Below are 15,335 nucleotides of genomic sequence, written 5' to 3'. Positions count from 1 at the left end.
CGCCCGGCACATTCAATTCGGAGGGCCGCGAAGGGAGCGATATGTTGCGGTCACTCGCTGCGCGGTTGCGCCGCCCGGAGTACACGGGGGAGAACCGCTGTCTGCCGTGTACGGTGCTCAACGTGGGGATCGCGTCGGTGGGGGCGACGATGCTGGGGGCCTGGCTCGTCGCGGCCGGCTACCGGACGGCGGCCGGGGCCGTCGCCACCGCCGTCCTGGCCGCCTCGCTGGCGGCGATCTGGTTGCGGGGGTACCTCGTCCCCGGGACGCCGACGCTGACGAAGCGGTACCTGCCCGCCCCCGTCCTCGCGGCGTTCGGGAAGGCGCCCGAGTCGTCGCCGGAGGGGGTCGCCGCTGGCGTCGGTGCCGGAGCGGGGAGGGACGCGGACGCGGACGCGAGCGGCGCGACCGCGGCGACCGAGGGGGGCGAGGGAACCGGGGACAGGGCGGCCGGATCGGACCCGACTCCGGAAGCGGGCGATCGGGCCGATCCCGAGCCACTGCTCGAACGCGCCGGTGCCATCGAGCCCTGCCGCGGCGACGACCGCTGTCTGACCGACGACTTCGAGCGGGCGTGGCACGCCGAGATCGACGCCGTCGGGGGCGACGAACTCGGTCCGTGGCTCGACGGGCTCGGCCTGGCCGACGGCGAGGTGACGACGAGGGAACTGAGCGACGCCTTCGCGGTCAGCGTCGACGGCCGGCGGGTCGGCACCTGGGAGTCGCGGGCGGCCTTCCGCGCCGACCTCGCGGGGGCGAGCCTGCTCGCCGACCGGCTCCCCGAGTGGGAGTCGCTGTCGGCGCGGGACCGGGGGCAGGTCTGCAACGGCCTCCGCATCTTCCTCGAACGGTGTCCGGGCTGTGGCAGTCCGGTGTCGTTCGGCACCGAGACCGTCGAGTCGTGCTGTACCAGCCGAACGGTCGCCGCGGTGACCTGCGACGACTGCGGCGCCCGCGTCTTCGAGTCGCCCGTCGACGACGAGGAGGTCGCGGCCTGAGCGGGACGGACGTGCTCCGGCCCGGGCGCGCTCAGGCCGGCGGGTCGACGGGATCGGGCGGATCTTCCCCCTCCTTCTCGGTCAGGAACTCGCGCTCCGCGTCGGAGAGATCGGGTCCCGCCTCGGAGCGGCCGCGCTCGCGGTAGACGTCGAGCCCCGCCTGGTAGGTGGCCCGCGAGCGGTCGCCGGGCGGTTCGGCGGGTCCGCTGGCCGGCTCTCCGGTGCCGCCCCCGCCGGCGAGCGGCCGGTCGAGGACGAGTTCGGCAACGCCGGTCTCCTCGCCCGTGAAGTGGAACCCGGCGCGGTACAGCGCCTGGTAGGCGAACGGGTTGTTGACGGCGATGCGGGCGCGGTCGTAACCCCGCTCGCGGGCGCGTGCGGCGACGAACGCGGCCAGGTCGGGGCCGATCCCGTCGCCGCGACGGTCCTCGCGGACGGTGATGTAGCGGATCCAGCAGGTCCCCGCGTCCGTGCGGTCCTCGTTGAACGCCGCGGCGGCGACCACGTCGTCGGCCGCCTCCCCGTCGTCGGTCACCGGCGGGCCAGACGCCTCGCCGGTCCGGGCGACGGCCTTCCCGGTCGACGACATCACGAACTTGCCGGCGTAGCTGAACGCCCGCCAGTCCAGCGTCAGCGTCGGCCCGTCCTCGGGCCACCCCAGCATGACGTACTCCATCGGCCGGGGCTACCGGACGTGACCCCTTGTAGGGCGCGGTCGGTCGGGAGGCGTCTCCGACATCGAGCCCGAGGGCCCGGGGCCCCGGGGAGACCGCCGACGCCGCCGCGGACCGAAGTCGTCTTTTCGCTGGCCGGCCGACCCGGTAGCAAGCGAATGGCTCCCGCCTCGTCCCCGACCGACGCCGACGGCGACATCCGGCGAGTCCTCGGTATCGAGGGCACCGCCTGGGCGGCCAGTGCGGCCGTCTACGAGGTCGACGCCGACGACGTGAGCATCGAGAGCGACCCCTACCAGCCCGACAGCGGCGGGATCCACCCCCGAGAGGCCGCCGAGCACATGAGCGAGGCCGTCCCGGGCGTCGTCGAGACGATGCTCGACGAGGCCCGGGCGCGGGCGGCCGACGACGAGGACCGCAGCCCCGACGATCCCCCCATCGACGCGGTCGCGTTCTCCCGGGGTCCGGGGCTCGGCCCATGTCTGCGGATCGTCGGGACGGCGGCCCGCGCAGTCGCCCAGCGGTTCGACGTGCCGCTGGTCGGCGTCAACCACATGGTCGCCCACCTGGAGATCGGCCGCCACTACTCGGGATTCGAGGCCCCCGTCTGTCTGAACGCCAGCGGCGCCAACGCGCACGTCCTCGCCTACCGCAACGGCCGCTATCGGGTGTTGGGCGAGACCATGGACACCGGCGTCGGTAACGCCCTGGACAAGTTCACCCGCCACGTCGGCTGGTCCCACCCCGGCGGGCCGAAGGTGGAGGAACACGCGAAATCGGGCGAGTACGTCGACCTGCCCTACGTCGTCAAGGGGATGGACTTCTCGTTCTCGGGGATCATGAGCGCGGCGAAAGACGAGTACGACGCCGGGACGCCCGTCGAAGACGTGTGTCGCGGGCTGGAGGAGACCGTCTTCGCGATGCTGACGGAGGTCAGCGAGCGGGCGCTGTCGCTGACCGGCCGCGAGGAGCTCGTCCTCGGGGGCGGCGTCGGGCAGAACGAGCGCCTCCAGGGGATGCTCCGGGAGATGTGCGAGCAACGCGGCGCCGAGCTACACGTCCCGGAGGACCGATTTCTGCGGGACAACGCGGGCATGATCGCGGTACTGGGTGCAAAGATGGCCGCTGCGGGCGACACGCTCGCCGTCGAGGAATCGAGCATCGACTCCGACTTCCGGCCCGACGAGGTGGCCGTGACCTGGCGGGCCGACGAGCCCGACCCGACGCCTGCGGCCTCGACGCGCGTCGACGCGGGCGCGGCCGCCGAACAGCAGGGCGCGGAGGCGACGGTCCGGGTCGAGGGCGACCGCGTCGTCAAGCGGCGGGTGCCCCGCTCCTATCGCCACCCCGATCTCGACGAGCGGCTGCGCCGCGAGCGGACGCGCACGGAGGCGCGGCTGACCAGCGAGGCGCGGCGCTGTGGCGTCCCGACGCCGCTCGTACTCGACGTGGACACCGCGGAGTCGACGATCACCTTCCAGCGGGTCGGCGACCGCGACCTCGACGCCGGGCTGACCGCCGGGCGGGCGCGGGCGGTGGGTCGCCACCTCGCGGCGATCCACGACGCCGGGTTCGTCCACGGCGATCCGACGACCCGGAACGTCCGCGTCGCGTCGGGCGAACGGGCGGGCGCCGATGAGGCTGTGGCGGCGACCGGCGGCGCCGACGGGAGCCCCGACCAGGGGGGCACCTCCGAGGGCGACCGCGTGTTCCTCATCGACTTCGGGCTGGGCTATCACACCGGCCACGAGGAGGACCACGCGATGGACCTCCACGTGTTCGCCCAGAGCCTGGCTGGGACGGCCGACGACGCCGACCGACTGCAGGCCGCTGCGGAGGACGCCTACCGCGAGCAAAGCGAGCGCGAAGACGCCGTCATCGACCGCCTGCGGGCGGTCGAGGGGCGGGGCCGCTACCAGTGACCGGTGGCGTCCGGCACTGAACGGCCGGCGCCCGGTCCCGACCGGGGCCGGCGGATCGCGTTCCTGTCGGTCGCCACCAATGAGTTTTAAATAGCAGTCGGCGAACATACGAACAGTATGGACCGACCGCTTGTGGTCTACGACGACGAGAACACGGAACTGCTCGAGGAGGCGGGGGAGATCGCCGCGGGCGTCGACGCGCAGCTGATCGTCCTCTCGCTGATGACGGCCGACGAGTTCAGAGAGGCCCGCGAGGCGCTCGACGTGGTCGCCAAGGAGGAACACACCGCCTACGACGACAGCGTGGTCATCGACGCGGCGAAGAAACAGGCCCGCGAGACGGCCAAGGAGCTGTTCGACGACGACGTCGACTACCGCATCGTCGGCGCGCGGATCGGCGACGGCGAGAGCGAGGCCGACCGCATCCTCGAAGTGGCCGACGACAACAGCGTCGACCACGTGTTCATCACCGGGCAGAAGCGCTCGCCGACGGGGAAGGCCGTCTTCGGCGACCGCGTCCAGTCGATCATCCTCAACTTCGACGGGCCGGTGACGAGCCTGCTGGGCTGACGGACGGTCGCCTGCCCGGCTAACGGAAGACTTACTCCGGCCGACGCGCTGGCCGGACACGATGGACGACACCCAGCCCTGGCGGCGACGGACCCTCCTCCGGCGCGCCGGGACCGGCGCGCTCGCCCTGGCGACGCTCGGCGCCGCCGGCACCGGCGCCGCATCGACAGTCCCCGACAGCGGCGCAGTCGCCGACCGGTCGGACTCCGAACGCAACCCGGCCGGCGACTCGTCGGCGCCGGCCGCCGCGCTCGACCGGCAGTCGACCGTCTCGGCGGGACCGAGCCGCTGGCCGCAGTTCCAGGCCGACCCGACCAACAGCGGGTACACCGAGACGCTCGGCCCGACCGAGGCGTCGACCGCCTGGACGTTCGACACCGGCGCGCCGGGACAGGCGACCGCGGCCGCTCCGGGCACGGGCACGCCGACCGGCGACCCGCCCGACGACCCCACCGACAACGTCGTCTCCTCGCCGGCGGTCGTCGACGGGACCGTCTACGTCGGGAGCAACGACGGCCACCTCTACGCGATCGACGCCGTCTCCGGCGAGGAGCAGTGGCGCTACGGCACCGGCTCGGATCCGGAGTCGAGAGAGGAGGTGATGTCCTCCCCGGCGGTCGTCGACGGGACCGTCTACGTCGGGAGCCACGACGCCCGCCTCCACGCGGTCGACGCCGAGGGGGGCGAGGAGCAGTGGACCTTCGACGCCGACGGCGCCGTCTTCGCCTCGCCCACGTACCGGGACGGCGTCCTCTACGTTGGCAGCCAGGCCGGGACGATGTACGCGGTCGACACCGCGGGCGAGGAGGTCTGGAGCGCGTCGGTCGCCGACCGCGTCGACTCGACGGCGGCGGTCGTCGACGACACCGTCTACGTCGGCCGCTGGAACGACGACCGCACCGGCAGCGTCGTCGCGCTCGACGCCGAGAGCGGCGAGGAGGTCCGGGAGTACGCGGCCCGCGGCCGGGTCGCCTGCTCGCCCACGGTCCGCGACGGCGTCGTCTACTTCGGCGACTACGCGGGCGTCGTCTACGCCATCGACACGGGCACGGCGGAACTCGTCTGGGGGCGCCAGCTGGGCGGGCAGGTGCTCGCCTCGCCGGTCGTCGTCGACGGCACCCTCTACGTCGGGAGCTTCGACGAGACGCTGTGGGCGATGGACGCGAGCAACGGCGACATCGAGTGGTCGTACGCGACCGGCGACCAGATCCTCAGTTCCCCGGCGGTCACCGGCGACACCGTCTACGTCGGGAGCAGCGACGAACGCCTCCACGCGGTCGACCGCGCGAACGGCCGGGAGCGGTTCACCGTCGAGACGGGCGAGGCGGTGCTGTCCTCGCCCGCGGTGACCGCGGGCGCGGTCTTCGTCGGCAGCAGCGACAGTTTCGTCTACGCGGTCGGCGACCCGTCCGGCGGCGAATCGGTGAGCGCGACGCCGCCGGCCGACACCGACGGGACCGGCGGGTCGCCGTCGGGGACGCCCGACACGGGGGAGTCGGGCGACAGCCAGGGAACCACCTCCGACGGCGGGTCCGGCTTCGGCGCTCTCGGCGCGCTCGCCGGCCTCGGCCTCGGCGCCTGGCACCGGATTCGAGCCGACGGGGCCGGCGGAGCCGACCCCGACGGTGGCGACGGCGGCCGCGAGTGAGGGCCGGGGCGGCCCGCCGTCGAACCGGAGCGGAAGCTGACAGGAGCGGACGACTGCTCGGCGGCGACGCGGTCTCGCCCCGTCGCTTGCGGTGGAAAACGACTTAACGGGGCCGCCCGTATCCTGGCACATGGTCGACAAGCCCACTTCCGGGTCGCTGTTCGGCATCCCGTACAACTTCGAGCAGCCGAGTCTCAAGCGGATGCTCTCGACGCACTGGCAGCCCGGCGAGGGGATGCTCGTCGAGAAACCGTTCGGCGTCGGCTACACGCTCAACCTCGCCTCCTGGCGCTCGTGGGTCGTCCTGGCCGTCGCCGGCGCCCTCTGGTGGCAGGGGAGTCAGAGCGCCGGCGAGGCCGAGTTCGACGACGAGGACGAGGAGCCCGTGGAAGTCGTCGTCGAGGACTGAGTTCCGACAGCCGTTTTGCCGCTCACTTCGTCGCCAGCGACGGCGCCGCGCGGCGGTCGACGGGGGATCGACGCGACTTTGGCCGCCCGAGCGCAGGCCTCGGGTATGACCGTCACCTTCGTCACGACCAACCCCGGGAAAGTCAACGAGGCCCGGGAGTACCTCGCGGAGCCGGTCGAACAGCTCGACTTCGACACGCCGGAGATCCAGAGCGCCGACCTGGGCGCCGTCGCCGCCCACAAGGCGCGAGCGGCCTACGAGCACGCCGGCGAGCCGGTGTTCGTCGACGACGCCGGCCTCTTCGTCGAGGCGTTCGACGGCTTCCCGGGCCCCTACTCCTCGTACGTCCACGACACCGTCGGCGTCGAGCGCGTCTGGCGGCTCGCCAAAGCGGAGGACGATCGGGCCGCGAGCTTTCGAGGGGTCGTCGCCTACTGCGACGGCGGGGACTTCGAGGCGACGCCCGAGCCCGTGGACAGGGAAGACCGCCGCGGGCAGGACCAGGCCGCGGACGAACGGGCGGCGGCGACGACCGACGAGCAGGTCCGGACCGACGACGGCGACGGGGACCTGCCGGTCAAGCTCTTCTACGGCGTGGTCCCGGGCGAGATCGTCGCGCCCCGCGGCGACGGCGGGTTCGGCTACGACCCCATCTTCGAGTACGACGACCGCACGTTCGCGGAGATGGACCCCGACGAGAAGAACGCCGTCTCCCACCGCGGCCGCGCCCTGGCGAAGTTCGCCGACTGGCTCGCCGAGCGCGACACGCCCGAGTGAGTCGCCGAGCGCGATACGCCGAGAGTGGACGACGGCGCGGACCGCACGGTCCAGCGGTTCCTACGCCCGCGGGTCCCGGTCGGGACCGGGGTACTCGCCGCCCTCGACGGCCTCGTACAGCGACTCGGGGTCGAAGACCGCCGCGAACGCACGCGGGGACCTGACGCTCGCCTCGACGCGCCCCCGGATCGCCGCCCCGGCGGCCGCCGACTGCAAGTCCTCGTCGAAACTGAGAACGTGCATCGCGCCGCCGTGCAATGCCGAGGCGAGCGCCGGGTGGTCGCCGGAGGGGTGGTCGACCGGCTCGCGAAGCGCCTCGATGCGGTCGCGCCAGTCTGCGGCCAGGTCCGGGTCGGCCAGGTCGGCGACCACCGCCTCGGCGTCGCCCAGCAGCGGGTCGCTCGCGACGAGGGTGACCCACGAGTGCGAGCGGACGTGATCGAGCGCCTCGCGGGCGTCGCCTCCCACGAGGAGGTCCGCCGCGAGCACGTCGGCGTCCGCGACGACCCGGGCCGGGCTCGCCTCGGTCACGGCTCCTCACCCGACTCCACCCGGCGCTCGTGAAGCGCCGCCCGCACTGCCTCGCTCGTCACCTCGTGGTCGGCGGCGCGCTCGAAGAGGTCGCCCCAGGTCATAGCCCCAGGGAGGGCGCCCGGGCTGGAAAAACGTGCGGTCGGCACGGAAGCGCCGGGGGTGGCCCGGCGCGCGGTCACTCGGTGTCCCACACGTCCGCGATGGGGTTGGACTTCGACCCCGAGCGGCGGGAACGGCGGCGACCGCCCCGAGAACCGCCGTCGTCGCCGCTCGATCCGGACTCCGATCCGGACCCCGACCCCGACGCCGAGGCGCCGGACGACCCCGACGAGGATCCGTCCGAGTCGGTCGAGCCCGCCGACCGGGACCGGGAACGGGACGCGCCGCCGGAACTCGACCCGGTCGCGGCCGCGGTATCGACGGCGGGCAGGTCGGGTTCGCTCATGCGGTCGACCTGTGCGGCGAACCAGTCGGGCATGTCGACGCGGGCGCGCTCGAAGAGGTCCAGCAGCGAGGAGTCGGCCAGGTAGGTCGCGCCGTAGTCGTCGGGCGCCCGCACCACGCGGCCGCAGGCCTGGATCACCGTGCGGAGGGCGGTCCGGTAGTACCAGCCCCACTGGTCGTCCTCCAGCCGCGCCGCGACGCGGGAGTCACGGGTGTTCGGATAGGGGGCCTTGCAGAGCAACTGCCAGCGACAGAGGTCGCCCTCCAGGTCCAGCGCCTCCTCCATCTTGACGGAGAGGAACACGTCGGGGTCGTCGACGCGCTTCCACGTGGAAAGCTGGGCGTCGCGGTCCTCCGAGTCGTGAGCGCGGACGCGCGAATCGACGCCGTACTCGCGAAGATGCCCCTGTAGTTGCTCCTGGATGGCGTAGGAGTGGCAGTGGACCAGCCCCTTCTCGTCGGGATGGGCCTGCATGATCCGCACGAGCGTCTCGGCCACTTTCGGAATGGTCTCGTCGCGGGCCTCGTAGGTCATCTTCCCCCGTGTCACGTCGTACAGCGGGCGGTTCTCGACGGGGAAGGTGTGGGGGACCTCGACGAGGGCCACGCGGTCGGGGGCGAGGCCGACGTTGGCGCAGAAGGCGTCCTTGTTGAGGATCGTCGCCGACAGCAGCGCGAAGTTGCTCGCGCGGTCCCAGACGGTGTGTTTGAGGTACTTCTCGGGCGCCATCGGCTTGATCGTCACCCTGGTCCCGGCGCCGTCGGCCTGGTCGACGACCCACGTCGTGGCGCTCTCGTCGTCGCGGTAGTCCTCGGCGAACCACGACAGGTCCGACTGCAACTGGACCAGTTTGTCGCGCTCGGCGGCCTCCTCGGGGTCGAGTTCCGCCTGCTGGCGCACCTCTGTCAGCCGCCGGCCGGCCATCGTGTGGAGCGTGTCCGCGTATTTGACGGCGTCGTCGAGACCGTCGATCTCGGGGGGGTCGCAGGCGTCCCAGACCGGCACGGTGTCCGGCCCGAGGTCGATGGTGGCGTACATCTCGGCCCAGTTGCCCAGGCCGTGGGCCTCGTCGATCACGAGCACGTCGCGCTGGCCGAACACGTCCGAGCCGGCCGTCTGCATGAAGTAGGCGAGCGTCATCGCGGCGATGCGGTTGTTCGCGGCGATGGCGCGGTCGGAGAAATAGGGACACCGATGCTGGACCTGGCAGTCGAACATCCGCTCGCGGGCGCAGGGCGCCTGGTCGACGGGCGTGTCCGTCTCGCCGGGGAGGATGCAGTCGTAGTTGTTCTTCCCGCGGATCACCTTGAGGTCGGCGAGGAGGTCGTCGCTCGCCACGTCGTCGAGCTGTGAGACCTGCGGGGTGGTGTAGTAGGCGTCGATGGGCTCGCCGGCCTCGCTCTCGCCGGCGGTGCGGGCGCAGCCGGCGATGGCCCGCGCCAGGAGGGACTTGCCGCTGCCGGTCGGTGCGCGCACGAGGACCACGTCGTTGCCGGCCGCGAAGGCGTCGCGGATGTCGGCCAGGGCCCGCTCCTGGGCGCCGCGGTAGGACGGCGCCGGGAACTCGTCGGAGATCCGACCCGGTTGCACGTCAGACGACACCGGTCCCGGGAGCGTAAAACTGCCGGAAGGCCCGGGGCCGGGCGCGGCGACCGTGTCGGACAGCAAGTATTTACCGGCGGGGTCGGAAACGCGGGGACGATGACATCCCCGCGACGGACCTTCCTCCGACGGAGCGCGGCCGCCCTCCTGGCTGGCGCGACGGCCGGCTGTCTGAGCGACGATACGAGTACCGCGACGGACGAACCGGCCGGCGCGTCGACCGACACCGCGGCCGCAACGGCGACGGCCACGCCGACCGAGACGCCCATGCCGACGGAAACGGCGACCGCAACGGCGACGGAGACGGCCACGGCGACCCCGGAGGGGCCGCCGAACGCCGACTACGCGGCGTGGCTCCCGGCGCCGGCCGCGCTCGACCGCGACCACTACGCGTTCACGTCGGCCGCGCCGGCGGCGCTGCTCGACCACGCGTCCGAACTGGGCGACGGCGCGGTCGAGACCTTCCGGGGCGGATCCGGGGTCCCGGGGGTCGAGTCGTACGCCGACGCGGCGTCGTTCGTCCAGCTCGGCCTCGGCGTGCTCGTCTTCGACGGCGGGGTCGACCGCGGCGCCGCCGCCGAGGACCTGCGGAGCCAGGGGTACGGCGAGACGGAGACCGCCCACGGCTTCGCCGTCTTCGCCCGGGAGGGCGGCGGCGCGGCGGCGCTGGGCGAGTCGACGCTGGTCACCGCGCCGGCGTTCAACGACGGCGACCGCGCGACCGCCACCGTCGAGGCGATCCTCGCGGCGCGGGCCGGGGACGGCGAGCGCTACGCCGACGCGTCGGCCGACTGCGCTCGCCTCGTCGACGCGCTCGGGAGCGGGCACCTCCTCGCCGGGCGGACCTACCGGGCCGGCGCGACCTTCGACGGCGCCGTCGCCGGCGGCATCGCCTACGAGGTCGAGGGGTCGGAGACGGCGGTCAGGACCTCGGCGGTCTTCCGCGAGGGGCAGGCCGACGAGGCGGCGGTGGCCGACTGGGCGGCCGACGCCGAGGCGTTCTACGGGCGGGAGCCCGAGACGGCTGCCGACGGCCGGGTCGTCACGGCGCGGGCGACGGTCGACAGCGCCGACATCGAGCGGTTCCGCCAGGGGATGCCCGGGGAGTCGCCGCGCGGCAGGACGCGAGCGCCGCAGGTCGCGTTCGGCTTCGAGTACGAGCCGACCGGCGACGGCGTCGGACGGCTGGAGATAACCCACGAGGGCGGCGACACCGTCCCGAAGGCCGAACTGTTCGTGCGCGGGAGCGGATTCGCAGACGTCGAGGGCGTCGACCAGGCCGCCGCCGGGGAGTGGCAGGGGACCGCCAGCGGCGACGACGCGGCGGTCGTGGCCGGCGACTACGTCGAGGTCGGCGTCGCGGCCGACTACGAGATCAGCGTCGTCTGGGAGCCCGAGGACGAGAACACGTCGGCGACGATCGGCGACGACGAGGGGCCGGACGCCTGACGGCCGGAGGCGACCTGACACCGACACTATCAGATCCGTAACCATTTTGCACGGGGTCGGAAAACACGGGGTCGATGCCGGAGACGCGACGGAACGCACTGAAGCGAGGGGGAGCAACGATCGCGGCCCTGTCGGCGCTGTCGGGCTGTCTCGGCGGCGTCCTCGGCGGAGGGACGCCGACCGAGGCGCCCGACGACGGGTCCTCGGACGACGACGGTGGGGGCGGTGACGGGGGGGACGGCGGGGACGAGGACGAGTCGACGCCGACCGGGACGCCGACGGTGACGCCGGCGCCGGCCCGGCCGGAGACGCCGGTCGCAACGCTGACGCGGTGGATGCCCGACCCGTCGCTACTCGACCAGACCGGGGACTCGGGCTACGCCTTCCTCGGCATGGCGCCGACGGCGCTCGGCGAGTTCGAGGGCGCGCTGGGCTCGGGCACGCTGGCGCAGCTCGACGAGCGGTACCCGATCCCGGGCGTCGGCCGACTCGGCGACCAGCGGGCGCTGTTCCGGTTCGCCCGGTCGGTGTCGGTGCTGATCGGCGAGTTCGACCGCACGGCCGTCGAGGACGGCCTGCGCCAGTACGGCTTCGAGGCGGGGGAGGCCCACCGCGGGTTCCGCCTTTTCAGCCCCGGCGACCCGCGGGCGGCGGCGGTCCGCGACGGGATGCTGGTCACCGCCGGGGCCGTCTCCAGCGAGGACACGGCCGACAAGAAGCCCGTCGTCGAGGCCGTCGTCGACGCGCGGACGGGCAACGCCGACCGCTACGTCGACGCCGTCCCCGAGTGCCGGCGGCTCCTCGACTCGATCGGGAGCGCCCACATCCTCGAAGGCCGGACCCACGGGACCGGGGAGACCTTCGAGCGGGGTCTCGGCGAGGGGATGGGCTACCACGTCGCCGAGGACCGGACGCGCGTCCGCGCCGCCGCGCTGTTCGAGGGGAGCGCGAACCGCTCGGCGATGGCCGAGTGGGCGGGCGAGACCGACGCCTTGCTCGGCGGCGAGGTGACGCTCCGGACCGACGGCTCCGCGGTCACCGCGACGGCGACGGTGCCGACCGGCGACGTGACCGAGTTCCCCGGCGGGTACCCCGGGCCGGAGATGGACCGGGACTCCGGCGCCGACGGCCCGCCGACCGTCGCGTTCGGCTTCGAGTACGAGCCCGCCGGCGACGGCGTCGGCACCCTCACGGTCACCCACGACGGCGGCGACGCAGTGCCCCGGGAGGCGGTCCAGATCCGCGGGGAGGGGTTCGCCGAGGTCGACGGCGTCGACCAGCGGGGTCCCGGCGTCTGGCAGGGATCGGTCAGCGGGGAGGGCGGCTCGGTGGTCGCCGGCGACCTGGTCACGGTCGGCGCCGCGAGCGACTACGAGATAGCCGTCGTCTGGCGCCCGCCCGACTCCGACCAGTCGGCGACGCTGGCGACCCACGAGGGACCGGACGCCTGAGCGGAGGCCGGGCGGCGACCACGGAGCCGCCCTACAGGTCGGCCACGTCGTCGGCCGTCGGCTCGCGCTCGTCGGGGAGTCGCTCGATGCAGTCGTAACAGAGGAAGTGCTCGGACCCGTCGGCCAGCTCCAGGGAGAGCCCGTCGGTCGTCCGCTTCTCCAGCGTCCAGATGTTCGCGATGCCGCCGGTGATGCTCACGTCGTCGCCACAGCCGTCGCACGGCCGGGTGGTCATACCCGCCGTAGGGCGGGCACCGGGAAAAGCGACGCGGGCGGGACACCCGCCACCGCATGACACGACCCCGCCACTTATCACGAGTAACGAGTAACAGGTACATCGAACTGACCGTATGTACAGTCGACCAACCGTGTTGTACGTCGGGACCGACGCGGCGGCGGTCGCGGACGCCTGGGCGGAGTCGGAGCCGGGCGACGGGCTCGCGGTCCAGGGGGCGACCCCCGACGCCGATCTCCCGGAGCGGCTCGCCGACGGGTCGTTCGACGCTGTCGTCTGTGACTGCGACGGGACTTTCAACGGCCGGGCGGCGGTCGCGGCGGCCCGGGACCACTCGGCGTCGCTGCCGGTCGTCGCGTTCTCGGTCGACGGCGCGCTTCCGCCGGCGGCCGCGACCGACCTCGGCGTCGATGCGTACCTGCAGGTCGACGCCGACGCCGACCGCGTCGACGCGCTGGCGGACCTGCGGCCGCTGATCGAGCGCCGCAGCGAGGCGCGCCGCGAGTCGACGATGCTCGACTCGCTTTTGGAGAACCTCCCGCTGTCGGTCTACGTCAAGGACCGCCGGAGCCGCCACGTCCGGGTCAGCGACGAGGTGCCGCGGCTGAACGGCCCGCCCTACCTGGAGAGCCCCGACGGGAAGCGCCACCACGCGCCCGCGGACATCGTCGGAAAGACGGACTTCGACCTGTACCCGCCGGACCTGTCGGAGGAGGCGGTCGCCGACGACCGGCAGGTGGTCGAGACAGGCGAGTCCATCGACGACCGGATCGAACACGCCTACGGGGACGACCTCGAGGAGACCTACGTCACGACCTCGAAGGCGCCCTGGCGCGACGAGGACGGGACGATTCTCGGGGTGGTCGGCGTGACGCGGGACATCACCGAGCGCAAGCGCTACGAGAACCAGCTCGAACGACAGAACGAGCGGCTCGAACGGTTCGCGAGCGTCGTCTCCCACGACCTGCGCAACCCCCTGGAGGTGGCGCTCGGTCGGCTGGAGTTCGCCCGCGAGGACGGGGACGCCGAGCACTTCGAGGCGGTCGAGCGGTCGCTCCACCGGATCGACGACCTGATCGACGACGTGCTGACGCTCGCCCGCGAGGGCGAGGCCGTCAGCGACCCCGAGCCCGTCGAACTGGCCGACGTGGCCCGCCGGGCCTGGACCGTCGTCGAGACCGACGAGGCGACGCTGACCGTCGAGACCGACGCGACGATGCTTGCCGACGACAGCCGCCTCCAGCAACTGCTGGAGAACGTCTTCAGGAACGCGGCCGAACACGGCGGCCGGGACGTGACCGTCACAGTCGGCGACCTGGGACAGCGCCAGGGCTTCTACGTCGTCGACGACGGTCCCGGGGTCCCCGAGGGCCACCGGGACAGCGTCTTCGACCCGGGTTACTCGACCGACGACGACGGCACGGGGCTGGGACTGAGCATCGTCCGGACCATCGCGGAGGCCCACGGCTGGGAGACGGACGTGACGGAGGGCGACGCGGGCGGCGCCCGCTTCGAGTTCGGCGACGTGAGCGGCGACGGCCTCCCGGACGCGGGTTCGGAGGACGGGACTGACGACGGGGCGACGGACGAACGGACCGGCGCGGGCGACGCCTGACGCGGCGGGACCCGGCGCGGGGCCAGTCGCCGGTCGCCGCCGGACGCGGGGCGGGCGCGGACTTTTGCCGGTCGGCGCACAACCGACCGATATGGAGGTGAACTGCGAGGGGTGTGCCGGCTGCTGTCTCGACTGGCGCGCGCTGGCGCCCGACGACGCCGACCACGGCCACGAGCGCCGCGGCAGCTACCGGCCGCTCGACGACGTCGCCAACCTCGCGCCGCTGTCGAGCGACGAGGTGCGCGCGTTCCTCGACGCGGGCCTCGCCGGCGCGCTGGTCGCCCGGCTGTTCCGGATCGAGGACGGCCCGAGCGTCGCCGTCGGCGGCGTCGAGGTCGCCGCCGTCCGGGGCCGTCCCGCCTTCCTCGTCGGCCTGCGGAAGGTCCCAAAGCCCGTCGAGCCCTTCGACGTCGAGCCGCGCTGGCTCCCGACCTGTGCCTTCCTCGACCCGGAGACGCTCCAGTGTCGCATCCACGGGAGCGAGGTCTATCCCGAGACCTGCTCGACCTACCCGGGCGACAACCTCGCGCTGGACGCCGAGACGGAGTGCGAGCGGGTCGAGCGCGCCCACGGCGGCGAGCGACTGCTCGACGACGAACCGCCCGACGACGCCGGCCCGGTACTGGGGCCGGGGGCGGTGGGCGCGCGGGTGTTCGGCCACCCCGACGCCGACCGGATCGAGGGGACGGTCGAGCGGCTCGCCGCGGGCGAGGCGACGCGGGCCGACCACGCGGAGCTCGTGGCCGTCGCCGCCGCCTCGGCGCCGGGGACGCTCGCCGTCAGCGACGAGCGCTACGAGCGGGCCCGCGAGCGGGCGCTCGACGCGGACTCGTGGGTCGACGGGGCCGTCGAGGAGTGGACCGACCGCGCCGGCGACGAGCCGCCCGACCCCGCGGCCGCCGCGACCGTCGAGGGCGACCGCGGCGCGCCGGGGACGCCGGGCTGGGACGGCTGAGCCGTCGAACGCCGGCCGAACCGGCGCGATCGGCTCGGGTCGTTAAGGGGA

General features: G+C 73.5%; 14 protein-coding genes. 10 read left to right on the top strand and 4 right to left on the bottom strand.

The window, feature by feature from the left end:
- The first annotated feature begins 41 nt into the window (after positions 1-41).
- Positions 42-998, top strand: a complete 957-nt coding sequence (locus ACMGFI_RS03145) for a DUF8054 domain-containing protein (protein WP_436907274.1) — start codon at positions 42-44, stop codon at positions 996-998.
- A 31-nt stretch (positions 999-1,029) separates the two neighbouring features.
- Here the strand turns inward: ACMGFI_RS03145 and ACMGFI_RS03140 are convergent, their stop codons facing one another.
- Positions 1,030-1,674 (bottom strand): GNAT family N-acetyltransferase, encoded by a 645-nt coding sequence (locus tag ACMGFI_RS03140; protein ID WP_436907272.1) that lies wholly within the window; start codon positions 1,672-1,674, stop codon positions 1,030-1,032.
- 156 nt (positions 1,675-1,830) lie between these two features.
- Here ACMGFI_RS03140 and ACMGFI_RS03135 point away from each other — a divergent pair, with 156 nt between their 5' ends.
- From ACMGFI_RS03135 to ACMGFI_RS03115, 5 genes are all read left to right on the top strand, one after another.
- Positions 1,831-3,594 carry a bifunctional N(6)-L-threonylcarbamoyladenine synthase/serine/threonine protein kinase gene (locus tag ACMGFI_RS03135; RefSeq protein ID WP_436907271.1) on the top strand — a complete coding sequence of 588 codons (1,764 nt, stop codon included), beginning with the start codon at positions 1,831-1,833 and terminating at the stop codon, positions 3,592-3,594.
- Positions 3,595-3,711: 117 nt separating this feature from the next.
- Positions 3,712-4,164: a universal stress protein gene (locus tag ACMGFI_RS03130; protein WP_436907268.1), complete on the top strand. Its 453-nt coding sequence runs from the start codon at positions 3,712-3,714 to the stop codon at positions 4,162-4,164.
- A gap of 61 nt (positions 4,165-4,225) precedes the next feature.
- A complete protein-coding gene (locus ACMGFI_RS03125; protein WP_436907266.1) occupies positions 4,226-5,812 on the top strand; it encodes a beta-alanine-activating enzyme beta-propeller domain-containing protein in 1,587 nt (528 codons plus the stop codon).
- Positions 5,813-5,942: 130 nt separating this feature from the next.
- Complete coding sequence (locus ACMGFI_RS03120; RefSeq protein ID WP_436907264.1) at positions 5,943-6,221, top strand: DUF5808 domain-containing protein; 279 nt, start codon at positions 5,943-5,945, stop codon at positions 6,219-6,221.
- Positions 6,222-6,326: 105 nt separating this feature from the next.
- Positions 6,327-6,998, top strand: a complete 672-nt coding sequence (locus tag ACMGFI_RS03115) for a non-canonical purine NTP pyrophosphatase (protein WP_436907262.1) — start codon at positions 6,327-6,329, stop codon at positions 6,996-6,998.
- Between the two features lie 60 nt (positions 6,999-7,058).
- On the opposite strand, the gene ACMGFI_RS03110 is transcribed toward ACMGFI_RS03115, so the two are convergent.
- Together ACMGFI_RS03110 and ACMGFI_RS03105 are read right to left on the bottom strand one after the other, a co-directional pair.
- Positions 7,059-7,529, bottom strand: coding sequence for a DUF7384 family protein (locus ACMGFI_RS03110; RefSeq protein WP_436907260.1), 471 nt, complete (start codon positions 7,527-7,529; stop codon positions 7,059-7,061).
- Between the two features lie 178 nt (positions 7,530-7,707).
- Positions 7,708-9,567: a helicase C-terminal domain-containing protein gene (locus ACMGFI_RS03105; protein WP_436907258.1), complete on the bottom strand. Its 1,860-nt coding sequence runs from the start codon at positions 9,565-9,567 to the stop codon at positions 7,708-7,710.
- Between the two features lie 111 nt (positions 9,568-9,678).
- Here ACMGFI_RS03105 and ACMGFI_RS03100 point away from each other — a divergent pair, with 111 nt between their 5' ends.
- Complete coding sequence (locus ACMGFI_RS03100; RefSeq protein WP_436907256.1) at positions 9,679-11,028, top strand: hypothetical protein; 1,350 nt, start codon at positions 9,679-9,681, stop codon at positions 11,026-11,028.
- A 74-nt stretch (positions 11,029-11,102) separates the two neighbouring features.
- Positions 11,103-12,479 (top strand): hypothetical protein, encoded by a 1,377-nt coding sequence (locus tag ACMGFI_RS03095; protein ID WP_436907253.1) that lies wholly within the window; start codon positions 11,103-11,105, stop codon positions 12,477-12,479.
- Positions 12,480-12,510: 31 nt separating this feature from the next.
- On the opposite strand, the gene ACMGFI_RS03090 is transcribed toward ACMGFI_RS03095, so the two are convergent.
- The gene (locus ACMGFI_RS03090; protein WP_436907252.1) at positions 12,511-12,714 is read right to left on the bottom strand and encodes a DUF7561 family protein; all 204 of its coding nucleotides are present in this window, start codon (positions 12,712-12,714) and stop codon (positions 12,511-12,513) included.
- A gap of 115 nt (positions 12,715-12,829) precedes the next feature.
- Between ACMGFI_RS03090 and ACMGFI_RS03085 the strand changes: the two genes are divergently transcribed.
- Entirely contained in the window at positions 12,830-14,329 is a 1,500-nt protein-coding gene (locus ACMGFI_RS03085; protein ID WP_436907251.1) for an ATP-binding protein, read from the top strand.
- A gap of 91 nt (positions 14,330-14,420) precedes the next feature.
- Positions 14,421-15,284, top strand: a complete 864-nt coding sequence (locus ACMGFI_RS03080; RefSeq protein ID WP_436907250.1) for a YkgJ family cysteine cluster protein — start codon at positions 14,421-14,423, stop codon at positions 15,282-15,284.
- The last annotated feature ends 51 nt before the right edge of the window (positions 15,285-15,335 follow it).

The organism is Halosimplex marinum (assembly GCF_051414075.1).
GTDB lineage: Archaea > Halobacteriota > Halobacteria > Halobacteriales > Haloarculaceae > Halosimplex > Halosimplex marinum.
The sequence above is the reverse complement of the archived record's forward strand: the minus strand, read 5'-3'. Positions and strand labels throughout refer to the sequence as shown.

What these genes read in the sequence shown, in the direction of transcription:
- ACMGFI_RS03100 (WP_436907256.1), top strand. Translation starts at nt 9,679, where the DNA reads ATGACATCCCCGCGACGGACCTTCCTCCGACGGAGCGCGGCCGCCCTC.
- ACMGFI_RS03145 (WP_436907274.1), top strand. Translation starts at nt 42, where the DNA reads ATGTTGCGGTCACTCGCTGCGCGGTTGCGCCGCCCGGAGTACACGGGG.
- ACMGFI_RS03080 (WP_436907250.1), top strand. Translation starts at nt 14,421, where the DNA reads ATGGAGGTGAACTGCGAGGGGTGTGCCGGCTGCTGTCTCGACTGGCGC.
- ACMGFI_RS03115 (WP_436907262.1), top strand. Translation starts at nt 6,327, where the DNA reads ATGACCGTCACCTTCGTCACGACCAACCCCGGGAAAGTCAACGAGGCC.
- ACMGFI_RS03085 (WP_436907251.1), top strand. Translation starts at nt 12,830, where the DNA reads ATGTACAGTCGACCAACCGTGTTGTACGTCGGGACCGACGCGGCGGCG.
- ACMGFI_RS03140 (WP_436907272.1), bottom strand. Translation starts at nt 1,674, where the DNA reads ATGGAGTACGTCATGCTGGGGTGGCCCGAGGACGGGCCGACGCTGACG.
- ACMGFI_RS03095 (WP_436907253.1), top strand. Translation starts at nt 11,103, where the DNA reads ATGCCGGAGACGCGACGGAACGCACTGAAGCGAGGGGGAGCAACGATC.
- ACMGFI_RS03125 (WP_436907266.1), top strand. Translation starts at nt 4,226, where the DNA reads ATGGACGACACCCAGCCCTGGCGGCGACGGACCCTCCTCCGGCGCGCC.
- ACMGFI_RS03090 (WP_436907252.1), bottom strand. Translation starts at nt 12,714, where the DNA reads ATGACCACCCGGCCGTGCGACGGCTGTGGCGACGACGTGAGCATCACC.
- ACMGFI_RS03130 (WP_436907268.1), top strand. Translation starts at nt 3,712, where the DNA reads ATGGACCGACCGCTTGTGGTCTACGACGACGAGAACACGGAACTGCTC.
- ACMGFI_RS03135 (WP_436907271.1), top strand. Translation starts at nt 1,831, where the DNA reads ATGGCTCCCGCCTCGTCCCCGACCGACGCCGACGGCGACATCCGGCGA.
- ACMGFI_RS03120 (WP_436907264.1), top strand. Translation starts at nt 5,943, where the DNA reads ATGGTCGACAAGCCCACTTCCGGGTCGCTGTTCGGCATCCCGTACAAC.